The sequence below is a fragment of the Rhodosalinus sediminis genome (genome assembly GCF_003385555.1).
Taxonomy (GTDB): domain Bacteria; phylum Pseudomonadota; class Alphaproteobacteria; order Rhodobacterales; family Rhodobacteraceae; genus Rhodosalinus; species Rhodosalinus sediminis.
Map to the genome: position 1 here is coordinate 1 of NZ_QOHR01000028.1, position 19,363 is coordinate 19,363.

At 67.9% G+C, this 19,363-nt stretch carries 20 protein-coding genes; 16 read left to right on the forward strand and 4 right to left on the reverse strand.

Features of this window, described 5'->3' with window-relative positions; genetic code table 11:
- The 8 genes from DRV84_RS13590 to DRV84_RS13625 all read left to right on the forward strand — a co-directional run.
- Positions 1-585: IS5 family transposase (locus tag DRV84_RS13590; RefSeq protein WP_115981655.1), on the forward strand; the 585-nt coding region annotated here is incomplete at its 5' end.
- A gap of 199 nt (positions 586-784) precedes the next feature.
- The gene (pcaF, locus tag DRV84_RS13595; RefSeq protein ID WP_115981657.1) at positions 785-1,987 is read left to right on the forward strand and encodes a 3-oxoadipyl-CoA thiolase; all 1,203 of its coding nucleotides are present in this window, start codon (positions 785-787) and stop codon (positions 1,985-1,987) included.
- 18 nt (positions 1,988-2,005) lie between these two features.
- Positions 2,006-2,995: a 1,2-phenylacetyl-CoA epoxidase subunit PaaA gene (paaA, locus tag DRV84_RS13600; protein WP_115981659.1), complete on the forward strand. Its 990-nt coding sequence runs from the start codon at positions 2,006-2,008 to the stop codon at positions 2,993-2,995.
- Between the two features lie 22 nt (positions 2,996-3,017).
- Positions 3,018-3,356: a 1,2-phenylacetyl-CoA epoxidase subunit PaaB gene (paaB, locus tag DRV84_RS13605; protein WP_115981661.1), complete on the forward strand. Its 339-nt coding sequence runs from the start codon at positions 3,018-3,020 to the stop codon at positions 3,354-3,356.
- Entirely contained in the window at positions 3,356-4,126 is a 771-nt protein-coding gene (paaC, locus tag DRV84_RS13610) for a 1,2-phenylacetyl-CoA epoxidase subunit PaaC (RefSeq protein ID WP_115981663.1), read from the forward strand. Before paaB ends, paaC begins: the two co-directional genes overlap by 1 nt.
- A gap of 17 nt (positions 4,127-4,143) precedes the next feature.
- The gene (paaD, locus tag DRV84_RS13615; RefSeq protein WP_115981665.1) at positions 4,144-4,605 is read left to right on the forward strand and encodes a 1,2-phenylacetyl-CoA epoxidase subunit PaaD; all 462 of its coding nucleotides are present in this window, start codon (positions 4,144-4,146) and stop codon (positions 4,603-4,605) included.
- Between the two features lie 13 nt (positions 4,606-4,618).
- Positions 4,619-5,695 (forward strand): 1,2-phenylacetyl-CoA epoxidase subunit PaaE, encoded by a 1,077-nt coding sequence (paaE, locus tag DRV84_RS13620; RefSeq protein WP_115981667.1) that lies wholly within the window; start codon positions 4,619-4,621, stop codon positions 5,693-5,695.
- Positions 5,696-5,708: 13 nt separating this feature from the next.
- Positions 5,709-6,473 carry a Phenylacetic acid catabolic protein gene (locus tag DRV84_RS13625; RefSeq protein ID WP_115981669.1) on the forward strand — a complete coding sequence of 255 codons (765 nt, stop codon included), beginning with the start codon at positions 5,709-5,711 and terminating at the stop codon, positions 6,471-6,473.
- A gap of 85 nt (positions 6,474-6,558) precedes the next feature.
- Here DRV84_RS13625 and DRV84_RS13630 read toward each other — a convergent pair whose 3' ends face one another.
- Genes DRV84_RS13630 through paaG form a run of 4 tightly spaced genes read right to left on the reverse strand, consistent with a single transcriptional unit; the run spans position 6,559 to position 9,726 of the window.
- Complete coding sequence (locus DRV84_RS13630; protein WP_115981671.1) at positions 6,559-7,155, reverse strand: TetR/AcrR family transcriptional regulator; 597 nt, start codon at positions 7,153-7,155, stop codon at positions 6,559-6,561.
- Positions 7,156-7,159: 4 nt separating this feature from the next.
- Positions 7,160-8,470 carry a phenylacetate--CoA ligase PaaK gene (gene paaK, locus DRV84_RS13635; RefSeq protein ID WP_115981673.1) on the reverse strand — a complete coding sequence of 437 codons (1,311 nt, stop codon included), beginning with the start codon at positions 8,468-8,470 and terminating at the stop codon, positions 7,160-7,162.
- A gap of 33 nt (positions 8,471-8,503) precedes the next feature.
- Positions 8,504-8,938: a hydroxyphenylacetyl-CoA thioesterase PaaI gene (gene paaI / locus DRV84_RS13640; RefSeq protein ID WP_115981675.1), complete on the reverse strand. Its 435-nt coding sequence runs from the start codon at positions 8,936-8,938 to the stop codon at positions 8,504-8,506.
- Between the two features lie 2 nt (positions 8,939-8,940).
- Positions 8,941-9,726, reverse strand: coding sequence for a 2-(1,2-epoxy-1,2-dihydrophenyl)acetyl-CoA isomerase PaaG (gene paaG, locus DRV84_RS13645; RefSeq protein WP_115981678.1), 786 nt, complete (start codon positions 9,724-9,726; stop codon positions 8,941-8,943).
- On the opposite strand from paaG, the gene DRV84_RS13650 reads away from it, so the two are divergent.
- The 8 genes from DRV84_RS13650 to DRV84_RS15890 all read left to right on the forward strand — a co-directional run.
- A complete protein-coding gene (locus tag DRV84_RS13650) occupies positions 9,725-11,854 on the forward strand; it encodes an FAD-dependent oxidoreductase (protein ID WP_239995082.1) in 2,130 nt (709 codons plus the stop codon). The genes paaG and DRV84_RS13650 overlap by 2 nt on opposite strands.
- 38 nt (positions 11,855-11,892) lie before the next feature.
- On the forward strand, positions 11,893-12,915 hold the full coding sequence (locus tag DRV84_RS13655) for a TRAP transporter substrate-binding protein (protein ID WP_115981682.1): 1,023 nt from the start codon (positions 11,893-11,895) through the stop codon (positions 12,913-12,915).
- A gap of 81 nt (positions 12,916-12,996) precedes the next feature.
- On the forward strand, positions 12,997-13,503 hold the full coding sequence (locus tag DRV84_RS13660; RefSeq protein WP_115981684.1) for a TRAP transporter small permease: 507 nt from the start codon (positions 12,997-12,999) through the stop codon (positions 13,501-13,503).
- Positions 13,500-14,852, forward strand: a complete 1,353-nt coding sequence (locus tag DRV84_RS13665; protein ID WP_115981686.1) for a TRAP transporter large permease — start codon at positions 13,500-13,502, stop codon at positions 14,850-14,852. Before DRV84_RS13660 ends, DRV84_RS13665 begins: the two co-directional genes overlap by 4 nt.
- Positions 14,849-16,045: a cytochrome P450 gene (locus tag DRV84_RS13670; protein ID WP_115981688.1), complete on the forward strand. Its 1,197-nt coding sequence runs from the start codon at positions 14,849-14,851 to the stop codon at positions 16,043-16,045. The genes DRV84_RS13665 and DRV84_RS13670 overlap by 4 nt, the downstream gene beginning before the upstream one ends.
- Before the next feature lie 4 nt (positions 16,046-16,049).
- The gene (gene paaZ, locus DRV84_RS13675; RefSeq protein ID WP_115981690.1) at positions 16,050-18,080 is read left to right on the forward strand and encodes a phenylacetic acid degradation bifunctional protein PaaZ; all 2,031 of its coding nucleotides are present in this window, start codon (positions 16,050-16,052) and stop codon (positions 18,078-18,080) included.
- A gap of 31 nt (positions 18,081-18,111) precedes the next feature.
- The gene (locus tag DRV84_RS13680) at positions 18,112-18,915 is read left to right on the forward strand and encodes a PaaX family transcriptional regulator C-terminal domain-containing protein (RefSeq protein WP_115981693.1); all 804 of its coding nucleotides are present in this window, start codon (positions 18,112-18,114) and stop codon (positions 18,913-18,915) included.
- A 136-nt stretch (positions 18,916-19,051) separates the two neighbouring features.
- Positions 19,052-19,363, forward strand: a 312-nt coding sequence (locus DRV84_RS15890) for a hypothetical protein (RefSeq protein ID WP_205026741.1), incomplete at its 3' end; no start/stop codon positions are given.

Genomic DNA, 19,363 nt, shown 5'->3' on the forward strand with positions numbered 1-19,363 from the left:
GGGTCCTTTTTCCATGCCGGTTCACACAGGATCCGCTTCGACGTCGCCATGCAAACCCGTGAGATGGAGGGCCGGGAGGCGCGGCCGACGGCGGGCGTCATCGACAGCCAGACCGTGAAAACCACTGAAAGCGGCGGCGTTCGAGGCGACGATGCCGGCAAGAGGATCAACGGGCGCAAGCGTCACGCGGTCGTCGACACCATCGGCCTGCTCGTCGGCCGCGTCGTCCATGCCGCCGATGTCCAGGACCGCGACGGCGCGCCGGCCGTGCTCGCCTCGATCCACAGATCCGGCCCATGGCTCCGGCGCTTTTTCGCCGACGGCGGCTATGCAGGGCCGAAGCTCCGCCGCGTGCGCGACCGGGTCGGCACCTGGACGATCGAGGTCGTGACGCGGCCCGGTACCGCGAAGGGCTTCGAGGTCCTTCCTCGCCGCCGGGTCGTGGAGAGGACCTTCGCCCGGCCCGGACGGTGTCGAAGGCTGGCCAAGGACCGGGAGACGTCCATCGCCTCTGCCGAGGCATGGATCGACATATCCCACATCTGCCTCACCACCCGACGCCTCGCAAGGTATTGCTACGCATGATTTAGTTTCGAGTCGGTCTCTCAGACAGTTCAGCCAAGCCGACACTGTCACGTGTCCGGGGTCGTCCCTGGCAGATCAGGTTACAGCTCTCCATGAATGTTGCTGAATCTGTAACGCTTCTCTTGCGCCGAATCGACGGGTCGCGTACGTTGACCAAGCGGTCGGTTTATACCCGGTGGGGACAAGGGGGACACACTCGATGGAGGCATTGATCTGCGACGGGGTTCGCACACCCATCGGACGCTACGGCGGGGCGCTGTCGGCCGTGCGCACCGACGACCTGGCGGCGCATCCGATCGCTGCGCTCAAGGATCGGAACGGGCGGGTCGACTGGGCCGCGATCGACGACGTCATCATGGGCGACGCCAACCAAGCCGGGGAAAGCAATCGCAACGTGGCGCGCATGGCCGCGCTGCTGGCCGGGCTTCCGGTGGAGGTGCCGGGCACCACCATAAATCGGCTTTGCGCCAGCGGCATGGATGCCGTCGGTATGGCCGCCCGTGGCCTCCGCGCCGGGGATTACGACATGACGATCGCCGGGGGCGTGGAAGGCATGACCCGCGCGCCCTTCGTCATGCCAAAGTCTGAGGCGCCCTTCAGCCGCGCGACGGCCGTCTACGACACCACGATCGGCTGGCGCTTCGTCAATCCGAGGATGAAGGCCGAACACGGCACCCACTCGATGCCCGAAACGGCCGATAATGTCGCCGCAGATTACCACGTCTCGCGCGAGGACCAAGACGCCTTCGCCGCGCGCAGCCAGGCCCGTTGGGCTGCCGCGAACGAGGCCGGCCTGTTCGCCGAAGAGATCGTCCCCATATCGGTGCCGCAGCGAAAGGGGGAGCCGGTCGTCGTGGATACCGACGAACACCCCCGCCCCGGCACTACGGCTGACAAGCTGGCGGGTCTCAAGGGCGTCAACGGCCCCGAGTTGAGCGTCACCGCCGGCAACGCCTCCGGCGTGAACGACGGCGCCGCGGCGCTTCTGCTAGCCAATACCGCCGCCGCCGAGCGCAACGGCCTCGAGCCGATGGCTCGCGTTGTGGGCATGGCCACTGCGGGCGTGCCGCCCCGGGTGATGGGGATCGGCCCCGTGCCCGCCACCCGCAAGGTGCTGGCGCGCACCGGGCTGAGCCTCGAGCAGATGGATGTGATAGAACTGAACGAGGCCTTCGCGAGTCAGGCGCTGGCGACGCTGCGCGAACTCGGCATCGCCGACGACGCGCCCCATGTGAATGCCAACGGGGGCGCCATCGCGATGGGCCATCCCCTCGGCATGTCCGGGGCGCGGCTGGTGCTGACGGCCGCCTATCAGTTGAAACGCACCGGCGGGCGCTACGCGCTGTGCACGATGTGCGTGGGTGTCGGTCAGGGGGCTGCCCTGATCCTCGAGCGCGTTTGACAAGGGAGGATCCCCGAAATGTATGCACAGATGGTCAAGAGCACGGGCAAGGGCGTGAAGACGCGCGAGGAAATGTCCGAGGACGAACGTGCCTTTCAGGACAAGATCGACGCCGACACGAAGATCGAGCCGCGCGACTGGATGCCCGAGGAGTACCGCAAGACGCTCGTGCGCCAGATCGGCCAGCACGCGCACTCGGAGATCGTGGGGCAGCTGCCCGAGGGCAACTGGATCACCCGCGCCCCGACGCTCGAGCGCAAGATGATCCTGCTGGCCAAGGTCCAGGACGAGGCGGGGCACGGCCTTTACCTCTACGCTGCCGCTGAAACCCTCGGCGTCAGCCGCGACGAGATGACCGAGGACCTGCTTTCGGGGAAGATGAAGTATTCCTCGATCTTCAATTACCCGACGCTGACATGGGCCGACATGGGGGCCGTCGGCTGGCTCGTCGATGGCGCGGCGATCATGAACCAGGTGCCGCTTCAGCGCACCTCCTACGGGCCTTACAGCCGGGCGATGATCCGCATCTGCAAGGAGGAAAGCTTCCACCAGCGGCAGGGCTACGACATCATGATGAAGATGGCGCAGGGCAGCCCCGAGCAGAAGCGCATGGCGCAGGACGCGCTCAACCGGTTCTGGTATCCCTCGCTGATGATGTTCGGGCCCTCGGATGCCGACAGCGTGCACTCGGCGCAGTCGATGGCCTGGAAGATCAAGATCAACACGAACGACGAACTGCGCCAGAAGTTCGTGGACCAGACCGTGCCCCAGGCCGAATACCTCGGCCTTTCGATCCCGGACCCGGACCTGAAATGGAACGCGGAGCGGGGCCACTACGACTTCACCGAGCCGGACTGGCAGGAGTTCTTCGACGTCATCAAGGGCAACGGGCCGTGCAACACCGAGCGGCTGGGCGACCGCACCCGCGCCTGGGAGGAGGGCCGCTGGGTGCGCGAGGGGCTGATGGCCCATGCCAACAAGCGCGCCGCCCGCATCGCGGCCGAGTGAGACACGCCCGAGGAGGAGAGACATGAGTTCCGTCAACCCGTCGGCCTATCCCGACACCGACAGTGACGCGGCGCCGCCGCGCAAGGAATGGCCCCTGTGGGAGATCTTCATCCGGGGCCAGCACGGCATGAGTCACCGCCACGTCGGCAGCCTGCACGCGCCCGACTCCGAGATGGCGATCAAGAACGCGCGCGACGTCTATACGCGTCGCAACGAGGGCGTCTCGATCTGGGCCGTGGAATCGCGCCACATCGCGGCCACCGTGCCCAGCGAGAAGGGGCCGATGTTCGAGCCGTCGGAGAGCAAGGTCTACCGCCACCCGACGTTCTACGACATTCCTGACGAAGTGGGGCACATGTGATGGCCGACACGATCGACAGGACGGCGCTGCAGCAGTTCCTGCTGCGCATGGGCGACAACACGCTGATCCTTGGTCACCGGGTGTCGGAGTGGTGCGGCCACGCGCCCGTCCTCGAGGAGGACATCGCGCTGGCCAATACCGCGCTGGACCTTATCGGCCAGACCCAGCTCTGGCTGGACTATGCCGCCGAGGTCGAGGGCGCGGGCCGTAGCGCCGACGATCTCGCCTTCCTGCGCGACGTCTGGGATTTCCGGAACGTCCTGCTGGTGGAGCTTCCCAACGGCGACTTCGGCCAGACGCTGATGCGCCAGTTCCTCTACGACGCCTGGGCCTCGATCATGCTGGGGCGGCTGCAGAAATCCGCGGACGAGCGCGTGCGCGAGATCGCCGAGAAAGCGGCGAAGGAGAACGCCTATCACGTGGAGCGCTCTGCCGACACCGTCGTCGGCCTCGGTGACGGGACCGAGGAAAGTCACACGCGGATGCAGGCGGCGCTCGATTACCTCTACCCCTATGTCGGCGAGTTGTTCGAAAGCGACGCCACCGACGCCGCCATGGTCGAGGCCGGCGTCGCCCCGGACCCGGCCGGCCTGCGCGAGGACTACGACGCGCTGGTGGGGCGCGTGATGGCCGACGCGACGCTGAGACTGCCCGAAAAGGCTTACGTCCACCGGGGCGGACGCAGCGGCACTATGCACACCGAGCATCTCGGGCACCTGCTGTGCACCATGCAGTGGCTCCAGCGCGCCTATCCTGGGTGCCGGTGGTGACGGGAGAGGGCGGCACCATGACACGGCCGGGCGTGGAACAGGTCTGGGAATGGCTGGGCGAGATCCCCGACCCGGAGATCCCGGCGATCACGCTCACGGACCTCGGCATCATCCGCGACGTGGCCTGGCAGGAGGACACGCTCGTCGTCACGGTCACGCCGACTTACTCGGGGTGCCCGGCGACCTCGCTGATCAACATGGAGATCGAGACGGCGCTGCGCAGCCACGGGATCGAGAAGTTGGAGCTCAAGCGCCAGCTCAGCCCGGCGTGGACCACCGACTGGATGACTGAAGAGGGCCGCGCCAAGCTCGAGGCATACGGAATCGCGCCGCCCCGGCCTGCCGGCGGCCCCGAGCGATGCCCGCGCTGCGGCGGCACGACCCTCGAGAAACTCAGCCAGTTCGGCTCGACCCCGTGCAAGGCGCAGTGGCGTTGCCGGGACTGCCTGGAGCCCTTCGACTACTTCAAGTGCATTTGAGGGAGGAGCCTTCATGGCACGTTTCCACGAACTCGAAGTCACCGACGTGCGCAAGACGATCCGCGACGCGGTCGTGGTGACGCTGCGGCCCGCGAACGGCGCCGCCGACGCGTTCGACTTCACCCAAGGGCAGTACCTGACCTTTCGAAAGCATTTCGACGGCGAGGAACTCCGTCGCTCCTATTCGATCTGCGCCGGACGGGACGAGGGCATCCTGCAGGTCGGCATCAAGCGGGTCGAGGGCGGCGCGTTCTCGACCTGGGCGAACGAGGAGCTCCAGCCCGGTGACCGGATCGAGGCGATGCCGCCCATGGGCGCGTTTCACACCCCGGTCCATCCCGAAAACGAAAAGCACTACCTCGGCTTCGCCGGCGGGTCGGGCATCACGCCGGTGCTGTCGGTCCTCAAGACGACGCTGGCCCGAGAGCCGCGGTCGAGTTTCACGCTCGTCTACGCCAACAAGGCCGTCAACACGATCATGTTCCGAGAGGAACTCGAGGATCTCAAGAACACCTACCTCGGCCGTTTCAACGTGATCCACGTGCTGGAAAGCGATGCGCAGGACATCGAGCTTTTCACCGGGCGGGTGACCGAGGACAAGTGCCGGAGGCTGTTCGACAGCGGCTTCATCGACATCGCCACCGTCGACACCGCCTTCATCTGCGGCCCCGAGCCGATGATGCTGGGGATCGCCAGCGCCCTGCGCGATGCCGGGCTCACCGACGACCGGATCAAGTTCGAGCTTTTCGCCTCCGCCCAGCCCGGCCGGGCCAAGCGCAAGGCCGTCTCGAAGGACGCCGCCAGCGCCGCGGACCAGACGTCGGTGTCGATCACCCTCGACGGGGCGACGCAGACGGTACGGGTCCCCAAGGATACCACGATTCTCGACGCCGCGCTGGAGAACAGCGTGGACGCCCCCTTCGCCTGCCGCGCCGGCGTGTGCTCCACCTGCCGCTGCCGGGTGCTGGAGGGCGAGGTCGAGATGGTCGCCAACCACGCGCTGGAGGATTACGAGGTCGAGAAGGGCTATGTCCTGTCGTGCCAGTCCTACCCGGTCACCGACACCGTCACCGTCGATTACGACCAGTGAGAAGGGACAGGCCATGGCCGATGACATGAGCATCGAGGGCTACCTCGCGCAGGGCGGCCGGCTGACCAACCCGGCCAACGTGCCGCCGCGCTACCGCGCCGAGCTCCTCAAGCTGATGGCGACCTTCGTGGACAGCGAGCTCGCCGGCGCCGCGGGTTTCGCCGACATCATCAACGAGGGCCCCGGCATCAAGGAACGCATCGCCGCGGCCACGATCGTGATGGAAAAGGCCGCCAATGGCGACCGCGTGCTACGGATCATGGGCGATTTAGGCGCCGACACCGCGCGCTACGCCAACCATCATCCCTGGACCGCGCGGCTGGACCGCGAGGCTGACATCGGCGTACGGCGCAGCGACCACGACATGCGGCTCGCGGTCTTCAACTACCCCCTCGCCGGGTGGTCCGACGCGGTGGTGATGAACCTGCTCATGGGCCGCGCCGTGGGCGTTCAGCTGGAGGAACTGGCGCGCGTCTCCTACCAGCCGCTGGCCGAGGCCTTCCGCGCCGTCGCGCCGGTCGAGGCGCGCCACGTCGCGCTTGCGGAGGAAGGTATCGACCGCTTGATGGCGACCGAGGGCCGGGAGCCACTGCAGGCCAGCGTCGATTATTGGTGGCCACGGGTGGCCGCATCCTTCGGCGTCACCGAGTCGAAGAAATTCGACAGCCTCCGCGCGATGGGGCTGCGTCACGAAACGAATGCCGATCTGCGCACGCGCTGGGAGACCGAGACGGCCCGCGCGCTGGACGACCTCGGGCTCGCGAGCGGCCGGTCGTAGGGCCGAGCGGCGTACCCAAGCGCCACCTTGCAGCCCCGCGCGCAACAGGCGAACGTTTGGATCGCGCCCGGCGGCCGCCCGCGGGTCAGATGCCCTTGACCCCGGAGAGCGTGAGGTCTGCGACCAGCCGCGCGTATTCGCTGCGCGCCGCGTCGCCCGCGCCACTATTCCACATGTAATACCAGTTGAGCATGCCGAAGACCGACATTGTCGCCGCGCGCAGCTTGGCCTTGTCGCCGTCGAACACCTCGGGGGCGATGTCGCGGATGATCCCGCCGAGGAAGTCGACCATCTCGCGCTGGTAGCCGCGCAGGACCTTCTGTTGTGCGGGCGGAAGCTTCTCGACGCCGTTCACCTGCACGCGATGTTCGTGGTCGGAGCCCTGGTAGGCGAACAGGATCTCATGGACCACGCGGCGCAGCCGGTCCTGCGGGCCGAGCCCGTTGAGGTCGATGCCGCATATACGGTCCCGCAGGCTGCTCAGGTAGGTCTCGAGGATATCGTAAAGGATCGCGTCCTTGCTGTCGTAGTAGTGATAGATATTCGCCTTGGAGATCCCGCATTCACTGGCGAGCTGGGTCATCGTGGCCCGGTCGAACCCCGCCTCGGCGAACACCTTTGCGGCCGAGGCGAGGATCTGCGCGCGCTTCTGGTCGTGATCCTTGGCGATCGTGCGGGCCACGGCGTTACCCCCGCTCGCGGTTGTCGATCACGCGCTTGGCCTTGCCTTGGCTGCGCTCGATCTCGCCCGGGTCGCGCACGTCGATCTCGGTCGAGATGCCGACGACGTCCTTGATGTGCTTGTGCAGCATGCGCGCCGCGGCCGTCTTGGACGCCTCGTCCGCGGACCCCTCGGCCGCTTCCACGTGGACTCGCAGCGCGTCCATGCGTCCGGCGCGGTAAAGTTCGATCTGGAAATGGTTCGTCAGCCCGCCGGTGGCCAGCACCTGCTCCTCGATCTGGGTCGGGAAGACGTTGACGCCGCGCAGGATGATCATGTCGTCCGAGCGCCCCGTGATCTTCTCCATCCGGCGCATGCTGCGCGCGCTGCCGGGCAGGAGCCGCGTCAGGTCGCGGGTGCGGTAGCGGATCATCGGCAGGCCTTCCTTGGTCAGCGTGGTGAAGACCAGCTCCCCCATCTCGCCGTCCTCGACCGGCTCGCCGGTCTGCGGGTCGATGATCTCCGGGAAGAAATGGTCCTCCCATATGTGTAGCCCGTCCTTGGTTTCGACGCACTCGTTGGCGACACCCGGCCCCATGATCTCGGACAGCCCGTAGATGTCGACGGCGTGCATGTCGAAGGCCGCCTCGACCTCGGCGCGCATCGCGTTGGTCCACGGCTCGGCGCCGAAGATGCCCACCTCGAGCGAGCTTTCGCGCGGGTCGAGCCCGTGCTTGTGGAACTGCTCGAGGATGTTGAGCATATATGACGGCGTCACCATGATGGTGGAGGGTTTGAAATCCTCGATCAGCGTGACCTGCCGCTCGGTCATCCCGCCCGAGACCGGCACCGTGCTGCAGCCCAGCCGCTCGGAGCCGTAGTGCGCGCCCAGCCCGCCGGTGAACAGCCCGTAGCCATAGGCGACGTGCACGATGTCGCCGGGCCGTGTGCCGCTGGCGCGCATCGAGCGCGCCACCATGTCGGCCCAGACGTCGATGTCGCCTTGGGTGTAACCCACCACCGTCGGCTTGCCCGTCGTCCCGGACGAGGCGTGGATGCGCACGATCCGCTCGCGCGGCACGGCGAAGAGACCGAAGGGATAATTATCGCGCAGGTCGGTCTTGTAGGTGAACGGGAACCTGGCGAGATCGCTCAGCTGCTTGAGATCGTCGGGGTGCACGCCCGCCGCGTCGAACCGCTCGCGGTACATCGGGACGTTGTCGTAGGCGTGGCGGACCGACCACTTGAGCCGGTCCAGTTGCAGGCTGCGGATCTCGTCGATCGAGGCGATCTCGATCGGGTCCAGATCGGATGTCTTCGGTGTCAGGTCCTTCATCGTCTCCTCCTCCCCGGATGCGCGCCGGTCAAATCAGTCTTCGTCCTCGTCGAAGAGGTGCCCGTCGATGGCCCGCGACATGCCGCGGAACTCGGCGATCACAACGCCGTCCTGGTTCATCACGGTGACGTCGTAGATGCCGCTGCGCCCCTTCAGGGCGACCTCGCGCGCGTGCGCCGTCAGCCGGTCGCCCTGTTTTCCGGGCGCGAGATAGGTGATGACGTTGTGTTGCGCGACTGTGGCCCGGTTGCGGCTGTTGCAGGCGAATGCGAAGGCGCTGTCGGCCAGCATGAAGGTCAGCCCGCCGTGGCAGATCGCGTGGCCGTTGCAGTGATGGGGCTGCACGGTCAATTCCAGGATCGCTTCGCCCTCGTCGACATGAGTGATCTCCATGCCCGCCCATTGCGAGGCCCCGTCGTCCGACCACATGGCCGCCGCGGCTTTTTCCGCGCGTTCCTTCGGTGTCATGCTCACCTGCCCTGGAAGTTCGGTGCACGCTTCTCGATGAAGGCCGTGACGCCCTCGGCGTAATCCGCGCTTTCGCCGCAGGTCTTCATCGCGTCGGCCTCCAGTTCGAGATGCGCGTCGAGCGTGTCGGTCGCCGCCGCCTGGATCGCCTGCTTGGTCAGGCCGAGACCGAGCGTCGGCCCGGCGGCCAGCTTGCCTGTCAGGGCGCGCGCCTCCTCCATGAGCGCGTCGTCGGCCACGGCCTTCCATATGAGACCCCAGTCGGCCGCCTGCGTCGCGGCGAGCGGTTCGCCGGTGAGCGCCAGCCCCTTCGCGCGCGCTTCGCCGAGAAGGCGCGGTAGGTGCCAGCTGCCGCCCGTATCCGGGATGAGGCCCACCTTGGCGAACGACTGAATGAACTTCGCGCTCTGCGCGGCCAGCACGATGTCACAGGCCAGCGCGAGGTTCGCCCCCGCCCCGGCCGCGACGCCATTGACCGCGCAGACGACCGGGACATCCAGAGACCGGATCAGCCGCACCAGCGGCGCGTAGAACGTGCGCACGGTGTGGCCCAGATCCGGTGGCCCATCCATCTTCGTCGGATCGCGGTCGCCGAGGTCCTGGCCCGCGCAGAAGCCGCGCCCAGCCCCCGTCAAAAGGACCGCGCGCGCGCCCCCGTCGCGCGCCGCCTCCAGCGCGGCGTAAAGCGCGCGGTGCATCTCGTCATTGAAGCTGTTCAGGCGGTCGGGCCGGTTCAGGGTGATCTCGACCCATGCGCCGTGGTCCGTCGTGAGTATGGTGTCGCTCATGCGGGGCCTGTCGTGTCGAACGTCAATTTCCTCCTTGCATAAACCGAACGGTTGGTCAATAAATATCCGCATGAGTGAATCGCGCCCAAATGCCGGCCGCGAGGCCGCCGCGGACCGATCGACCGTCACCGTCGACCGCAGCGGGGAGATTGCGTGGGTCACGATCGACAACCCGCCGGTGAACGCCACGTCGAACGCCGTGCGGGCCGACCTGGCGGCGGCGGTGAAGGACGTGCAGGGCGCCCGCGTCGCGGCGCTGCGGTGCGCGGGCCGCACCTTCATCGCCGGCGGCGACATGTCGGAGTTCGACGCGCCCCCGGTCGAGCCGCACCTGCCCGACGTCGTGCAGATGGTCGAGGACAGCGAGGTCCCCTTCGTCGCCCTGATGCACGGCAACGTGCTCGGCGGCGGCTTCGAGATCGCGATGGCCTGCGCCTGGCGCATCGCCGCGCCGGGAACCGGGTTCGGCCTGCCGGAGGTGAATGTCGGCCTGATCCCCGGCGCCGGCGGCACGCAGCGCCTGCCGCGGCTCGTGGGCATGGAGGCCGCGATCGACATCGCTTGCCGCGGCCGCATCGTGACGGCCGAGGACATGCTGAAGCTCGGTGGTATCGACCGCGTCGCGGACGACCTCGCGGCCGCCTGCATGGAGCTGTCCGCGGAACTGCCCGCGCGCCCCGTGCCGGCGTCGCGGCGCCCCGTTCCGGCATTTTCGGATCAGCTCGTCGCGGAGGCCGAAAAGAGCCTGCGCAAGCGTGCCCGCGGGCAACAATCGCCGCTGGAGAACCTCCGGGCGCTTCAGTGGTCGGCCGCGCCGTTCGAGCAAGGCCAGCCACGCGAACGCGCCCGCCACCTGGAGCTGCGTCGCTCGCCCGAGAGTCGGGCGCTGCGCCATGTGTTCTTCGCGGAACGCGCCGCCGCTCGCCCCGAGGCGATCGCGGGCGCCACCCCGCGCGACGTCGCGCGCGTCGCCATCGTCGGCGGCGGCCTGATGGGCGCCGGGATCGCCGCGGCTGCGCTGACCGCCGGCCTGCGCGTGACGCTGATCGAACGTGACGCCGAGGCCGCCGGCGCGGCACACGAGCGCGTGTCCGGGCTGCTGGACGGCGCGGTCGACCGCGGCAAGATGGACGACGCCGCGCGGGACGCCGCGCTGGCCGGATTCGCCGCGGTGGACGACTACGCGCACGCCGCCGGGGCGGACCTGGCGATCGAGGCGGTGTTCGAGGACGCGGCGGTCAAGCGGGAGGTCTTCGCGAAGCTATCGGAGGCGATGGGGGAGGAGGCGATCCTTGCCACCAACACCTCCTACCTCGATCCGCACGACATTTTCCGCGACATCCCGCGGCCCGACCGCTGCCTCGGCCTGCACTTCTTCTCGCCCGCGAACATCATGAAGCTGGTGGAGGTCGTGCAGACTCCGGACACCGCGGCCGAGGTGCTGGCCACCGGCTTCGCGCTGGCCAGGCGGCTCCGCAAGATGCCGGTGCTCTCGGGCATCTGCGACGGGTTCATCGGCAACCGGATCCTGTCCGCCTATCGTCGCGCCGCGGACTATCTGCTGGCCGACGGCGCTCTGCCGCACGAGGTGGACGCGGCGATGCGCGGGTTCGGCATGGCGATGGGGCCCTACGAGATGCAGGACATGGCCGGGCTGCAGATCGCCTGGGCCAACCGCAAGCGGCAGGCGGCCACGCGGCCGGCGGGGGAGCGCTACGTCGCCATCGCCGACCGGCTGTGCGAGATGGGGCGCCTCGGCCGGCGCAGCGGCAAGGGCTGGTACGACTACGGCGACGACGGCAAGCCGCAGCGCTCCACCGAGGTCGAGGCGCTGATCGAGGCTCATTCGCGTGAGCACGGACTCGCGCGCCGCAGCTTTGCCGAGGAGGAGATCACCGGGCGCCTTCTGGCCGTCATGGCCAATGAGGGGCTGCGCATCGTCGAGGAGGACATCGCCGAGCGCCCGGGGGATATCGACGTAGTGGAGGTCCACGGCTACGGTTTTCCCCGGTGGCGCGGCGGCCCGATGCACCACGCGTCCGAGGTCGGCTGGGACGTGACGAGGAGGAACATGCACCTGGTGGCGGAGGAAAGCCCCGGGTCATGGGGACTGGCGTCCAAGCTGTGAACGCAGACGGACAGCCATCATCACTTAGGGAGGATTCAATGGCACACTACCGCAAACTCACCTCGCTGCTCGCCGGGGCCGCGCTCGCAGTCAGCGGCACGGCGGCGTTCGCCGCGGATTACACGCTGACGATTTCCAGCTGGGCCCCGCCGACACACAACATCAACGCCAAGATGTGGCCGAAGTTCACCGAAATGGTCGAGGAGGCGACCGACGGCCGCGTGACCACGGATCTCAAGCTGGGGCTCGCCCCGCCGCCGGCGCAGATGGACCTGATCCAGGACGGCGCGGCCGACCTGTCCATCATCTTCCACGGCTATCAGGCAGGGCGCTTCGTCACCACCAAGCTGATCGAGCTGCCCGGGTATACCGGCAGCGCGGAGGAGGCGTCGGTCGCCTACTGGCGCGCGTATGACAAGTACCTGTCCAACGCCGACGAGCACCGCGGCGTGAAGGTGGTGGCCATGCACACCCACGGCCCCGCGCAGCTTCACACCGCCGACAAGGTCGAGTCGATCGACGATATCAGCGGGCTGAAACTGCGCGTTCCCGGTGGCGTCGGCGGCGACGTGGGCGAGGCGCTGGGGGCGACCGGCATCAAGGTGCCGGCCCCCAAGGTCTACGAGACGCTGGCGTCCGGCGCCGCCGACGGCGTGGTGATGCCCGTCGACTCGCGGCAGGGCTTCAAGCTGACCGAGGTCGCGCCGCACCTCTACGAGATGCCCGGCGGGTTCTACCGTGGATCGTTCGCCTTCATCATGAACGAGGGCTCCTTCCAGCGTCTGCCCGAGGACATTCGCACCGCCCTCGAAGAGGAGGTCTTCGGCGAGCCGATCAGCCGCGAGATCGGCAAGATCTGGGACGCCGGCGACCAGCAGAGCCTCGAGCTGACGAAGGAGGCCGCGGGTAACACGATGACGGTCGCCTCGGAGGCGGACCAGGCGAAGTTCGAGGAGATCTCCTCGGGCATCATCGACGAGGTGATCACGCAGGTCGGCGAGACCGGCGTGGACGCCGAAGCCGCCTACGAGATGCTCAGCAGCGAGCTGTCGGCGGACTGATCGCCGATCTCACCCTGCCCGGCGGTCCGCGCGGCCGCCGGGCGGCCGGCTGCCCGACCGCCGCCCCCGGAGACCCGCACAATGAGATCCCTTCTGCACGCTGTCCGGAAACTGGACAGGATACCGATTCTTGTCGCCTGCGCCGCCCTGTTCGCGCTCATGGCGATGACGTTCTTCGACGTGATCTTGCGGTCGACCTTCAACGCGCCGATCGAGGCCGCGACGGAGCTGACCCGGATCTTCGTGGCCGTGATGGTCTTTGCCGTGCTCCCGCACGTGTCGGTGGGCAACCACCACATATCCGTCGATCTGACCGACGGGCTGTTCCGCCGATACCGGCTGGAACGGGTGCGCGACGGGGTCATCCTGATCGCGTCGGGGGTGATGCTGATCTGGCCCGTGCAGCGCATCGTCGTGCTGGCCGAGCGCACGCGCAGTTACGGCGACGTCACAGAATATCTCGCGATTCCGCAGTTCTACATCATGTGGTTCATTGCCATCGGCACCGGCATCGCCGCAGCGTCGATGGTGATCGCCGGCGTGCTGAAGCTGGCCGCGCCGCACCTTCTCGGGGATGACGCCCAATGACCGCCGCGCTTATCGGATTCGCCCTCGTTCTCGTCCTGGTCCTGATGCGGATGCCCATCGTCTTCGCGATGGGGCTGGTCGGCACCTTCGGATTCGCCTTCGAGCGCAGCGGCAGCCTCTTCGACGCATGGGGGCTGAACGCGGCCATGTCGATGGTGGGCCGCCAGATCATCGACACCGCGCAAAGCTACGGCTTGTCGGTGGTGCCGCTGTTCATCCTGATGGGCCTCTTCGTCAACAAGAGCGGGATGGCACGTGAACTCTACGCCGTCTCCAACGCCTTTCTGGGCCACATGCGCGGCGGCATCGCCATGGCCACCGTCGCCGCCTGCGGGGGGTTCTCCGCGATCTCGGGCTCGTCCCTGGCCACTGCGGCCACGATGTCGAAGGTCGCTATGCCCGAGATGCGCCGCTACGGATATTCCGAAGGGCTCTCGACGGCCTCGATCGCGGCCGGCGGAACACTGGGCATCCTGATCCCGCCGTCGGTGATCCTGGTGATCTACGGGCTGATGACCGAGACATCGATCGGCAAGCTTTTCATGGCCGGCATCATCCCCGGCGCACTGGGCATCCTGTTCTACATCCTGGCGGTGCGGTTCACCGTGTGGCGCAACCCGGACGCCGGGCCGGCCGGGCCGCGGTTCAATTGGCGCGAGCGGCTGGGCGCCCTGCGGTCGGTCTGGGCGGTGCTGCTGCTTTTCGTGCTGGTGATCGGAGGCCTTTACGGCGTCTTCGATGTTTACCCCATTTACCTGACGTTCTCGCCCACCGAGGCCGCCGGCATGGGCGCGATGGGCGCCTTCCTGATCGCGCTGTCTCGGGGCGGGCTGACGCTGTCCAGCACGTTCGAGGTGCTCAAGGACACGGCACTCACGGCAGCTGCGCTCTTTTCGGTTCTGATCGGGGCGCAGATCTTTTCCAACTTCGTCAACCTCGCCGGCCTGCCCGAGGCGCTGATCGGGATCGTCACCTATTACGATGTGCCCCCCTACGCGGTGATGATGATGATCCTTCTGATTTACATCGTGCTGGGCTGCGTGTTCGAATCCCTGTCGATGCTGCTTCTGACAGTGCCGATCTTCTTCCCGCTGGTGACGGAGCTCGGCTACGACCCGATCTGGTTCGGGATCGTCGTGGTGGTCGTCACCGAGATATCGCTCATAACGCCGCCGGTGGGGCTGAACGTCTTCATCCTCAAGGGGGTGGTCGGGAACGTCACCACCGGTACGATCTTCCGCGGCGTCACTCCGTTCTGGATCGCGGACCTCTTCCGCCTCGCGCTGATCGTGCTGGTTCCATGGCTCGTGCTCGTCCTGCCTGAGAACATGGGAGCGATGGGCCATTGACCGTCCTCGATCTGACCGATCCACCAGCGGGGTTTCACGACGACCCCTATCCAGCCTACCGGCATCTGCTGGAGGACTGTCCCGTCTGCTGGCAGCCCGACGGCAGCGTGGTGCTGTCGCGCCATGCCGATCTGGACACGGTCTACCGCGACACCCGGCGTTTCATCTCGGACAAGAGGGATGTCTTCGGGCCGAAATTCGGCCCCGACAGCCCGCTTTACGAGCATCACACCACGTCGCTGGTGTTCAACGACCCGCCGCTGCACACTCGGGTGCGCAAGGTGATGGTGGGGGCGATGAACCCGCGCGCGCTGCAGCAGATGGAGCCGGGGCTGATCCGGCTCGTCGACAGTCTGCTCGACGCGATGGCGGAGCACGCGGAGGTCGAGCTGATCGCCGACTTCGCCGGCGCGATCCCCATCGAGGTGATCGGCAACCTGCTCGACATTCCGCGTGATGAGCGCGGGCCGCTGCGCGACTGGTCGCTGGCCATCCTCGGCGCGCTGGAGCCGATGCTGTCGGATGCGGAGATGGCGCGCGGCAACCGCGCGGTGACCGAATTCAAGGACTACCTGCGCCACATCATCGAGGACCGCGCAGCGAACCCCGGCGACCCGGAGACGGATGTGCTCACCCGCCTCATGCAGGCGGAGGGCGAGGGGCTGACCGAGGTCGAGCTCTACCAGAACTGCATCTTCATCCTCAACGCGGGCCACGAGACGACGACGAACCTGATCGGCAGCGCGCTCTGGCTGCTCGACCGGCACCGCGACAAGCGGGCCGAGCTGCTGGCGAGCCCGGGGCTGATCGGCACGGCGGTGGACGAGTTCCTGCGCATGGAAAGCCCCAACCAGATCGGCAACCGGTTGACCACGCAGGACGTGGAATTCCACGGCCAGACCATTCCCGCCGGCACCGACCTGAACCTGATGATCGGGGCGGCCAACCGCGACCCGCGGGTTTTCGACGACCCCAACACGCTGCGCCTCGAGCGCCGTCCCAACAAGCACCATGCCTTTGCCGGGGGGCCGCATACCTGCGTGGGGCTGACGCTGGCGCGGATGGAGGGGCGGATCGCAGTGGAGCGGTTCCTCGCCCGCTTTCCCGACTACGAGATCACCGATGGCGCCGTGCGCGGCGGGCGGCTGCGGTTCCGCGGCTTCGCCCGCCTGCCGGCCATACTGAAAGGATAGACCGATGACGATCCGAGAGGTTGCAAGCTTTGCCGCCGGCGAATGGGTGGCCCCGGGTCAGGGCGCGCGCGATATCGCCAGCGCGGTGACGGGCGAGGTCATCGCCAGCGCCGGCAATTCGGCGCTCGACGCGCAAGCGATGCTCGATCACGCCCGGGGCACGGGCGGCCCGGCCCTGCGCAAGCTGACATTCCACGACCGCGCGCGGATGCTCAAGGCGCTGGCTCAGTACCTCGACCGGCACAAGCAGGTGCTGTACGACCTGTCCTTCGACACCGGCGCGACGCAGGCCGACCACCTGATCGACATCGACGGCGGCATCGGCACGCTGTTCGTCTTCGCCTCCAAGGGCCGGCGCGAAATGCCCGACGGGCACGTTTACCTCGACGGCGAGGTCGAGCAACTCTCGCGCGGCGGGACGTTCCTCGGCCAGCACGTCTGCACGCCGCTTCAGGGGGTGGGCGTGCACATCAACGCCTACAATTTCCCCGTCTGGGGGATGCTGGAGAAGCTGGCGCCGACGATCCTCGCCGGGGTGCCGGCGATCGTGAAGCCCGCGACCAGCACCTGCTACGTCACCGAGGCCTGCGTGCGCCTGATGCTGGAGGCCGACATTCTGCCCGCCGGCGCGGTGCAGCTCGTCGCCGGCGGGCTGGGCGACATGCTCGACCGGCTGACCTGTCAGGACGTGGTCAGCTTCACCGGCTCGGCGGAGACCGCGCTCAAGCTGCGCTCGGCGCCGCACATTCTCGAAAACTCGGTGCGCTTCGTGGCCGAGCAGGACAGCCTCAACGCCTCGGTCCTCGGCCCCGACGTCGACCCTGACAGCCCCGAGTTCGACCTTTTCGTCAAAGAGGTCTGCCGCGAGATGACGGCCAAGGCGGGGCAGAAATGCACCGCGATCCGCCGGATCATCGCCCCCGAGGACCGCGTCGAGGCTGTCATCGAGGCGGTCTCGGCGCGGCTGGGCAAGACGACCATCGGCGACCCGCGCAAGGAGACGACGCGGATGGGCGCCCTGGTCTCCGCCAGCCAGAAGCGCGACGTGCTCGACAAGGTGGCGGTGCTGGAACGCGAGGCCGAGCGCGTGCACGGCGATCCCGAGGATTTCACGGTGGACGGCGCCGACGCCGGCAAGGGTGCCTTCCTGCCACCGATGCTGTTCCACTGCGCCGACCCGGACCGCGCGCGCCGCATCCACGACACCGAGGCCTTCGGCCCGGTCAGCACGGTCATGGGCTACCGCGACCTCGATCACGCGATGGCGCTGGCCAACCGCGGCGAGGGGTCGCTGGTCACCTCGGTCATCACGCACGACGGCGACGTCGCACGTCAGGCGGTGCTCGGGGCGGGGGCCTACCATGGGCGCATCTACCTCAACGACCGCACCTCGATGAAGGAGAGCACCGGCCACGGCTCGCCCCTGCCGCACATGGTCCACGGCGGCCCCGGCCGCGCCGGCGGCGGCGAGGAACTGGGCGGCGTGCGCGGCGTCACCCATTATATGCAGCGCACCGCGGTGCAGGGCTCGCCCGACCACCTCGCGGCGATCGCCGGACAGTGGGTCCCCGGCGCGGCCGAGGTGACCGGCCCCGCACATCCCTTCACGCGCCGCTTCGGCGAGCTTTCGATCGGTGAGACGCTTCACACCGAAGCGCGCGAGGTCACGCTCGCGGATATCGAGCATTTCGCGGAGTTCACGGGCGATACGTTTTACGCGCACATGGACGCCAAGGCCGCCGAGCGGAACCCGTTCTTCCCGGGGCGCGTGGCCCATGGCTACCTGCTGATCTCCTTCGCCGCGGGGCTCTTCGTGGAGCCCGCCGAGGGGCCGGTCCTGGCCAACACGGGCCTCGACAACCTGCGCTTCATGAAGCCGGTCGAGCCCGGCGACAGCGTGAAGGTGCGGCTGACCGTCAAGAAGAAGACCCCGCGCACCGAGGACTACGGCGAGGTCCGGTGGCATGTCACCATGACCAATCAGGACGACGAACGGGTCGCCGAGTACGACCTGCTGACCATGAACGCCTATTGAGCCCCCCGCGTCGCCCGGCTATGGTCGGGCGATGCAAGGAATTGCGACAAAAGAAAAAATTGAGCTCCTGAGCGAATGCGGCCCGCTCAAGGTCTGGTCGGTGGTGGTGACGATCCTCGGCGACCTGTGCACCTCCCCGCACGACCGTGTCGGCGGCAAGCTCTTGACCGCGCTGGCCTGCCGGATGGGCGTCACGGGCCAAGCGGTCCGCGTCGCCGTCCACCGTCTGCGCGCCGACGGCTGGGTTGAAACCGAAAGGGCGGGCCGCGAGTCGCTTTACGGCCTGTCGCAGCGCGGCTGGGCCGAAACGCAGGTGGTGCGTCCCGTGATCTATGCCGGCAAGGCGCCGCCCGCGGGCAGGCCATGGTTGCTGGTGGCGCCGCCGCAACGCGCCGCAGCCGATTTCGCCGCCCGGCTTCCGGCGACAGCCGTCGCGCTCGGCCCGCGGACAGCCCTCCTGGACGCGCCGCCCGATCCCGCGGACCCGGATGTGCTGCTTGCACAGGCCCGCCCGGAGCAGATCCCCGGATGGGTCGGCGATCTGCTGGCGGGCGCGGAGCTGCGCGCCGAGTACGCGCGGCTTGCCGACCGCGCACGGCGCGTGACGGCCAGCCCGGCGCCCGCGAACCTGCTCGACGCCACCGTGCTGCGCCTGCTGGTCCTGCATCACTGGCGCCGCCTGCGACTGCGCCATGGGGCGCTGCCCGATATGCTGTTGCAGTCGGGCTGGGAAGGGGCGCAGGCGCGCGAGGCCGTCGCCCACGCCCGCGAGGTGTTTCCGCGTCCCGCCTTGCACGAGCTGGCGGCGGCATATGAAGGCGCCGATCCGGGCTGATCGCGCCGGAACCATCGCGCGTGTTGGAGTGGTTTCATCGACCGCTTGGCTCCGCCGGTTCGGGGCCAGTGGCGGCCTGACGCAGGGGCGTCAGTGTATGATGTGCCCGACTTCCGGAGATCGCGCGGGCCATCCCATGGCCGCGCAGGCGCAAACGCGTGTTCCAGGAACGCGGGGCGGACATCTCTGCCGCGCCGACGAGCGGGATGATGCCGCGTTCTTTCCGGAGATTTTGAAGCGCCGCGCGACGAGCGACAATGAGGTCGGCGGGCGCCGGCAGCCAGCGGCGACGTCGCAAAACCCCATGAGCGATGTCGTGGGAGGGCTCTGGTTGTCAAAGACGAAACCCGAAGAACCGACGGAGCCGTGGGCGAAACAGATCGTAAGCGCGGGCTGGTCTCCACGTTCCGCCGTGTTTGTTGCGATGCGAGGCCGTCCCTGTCGTGAG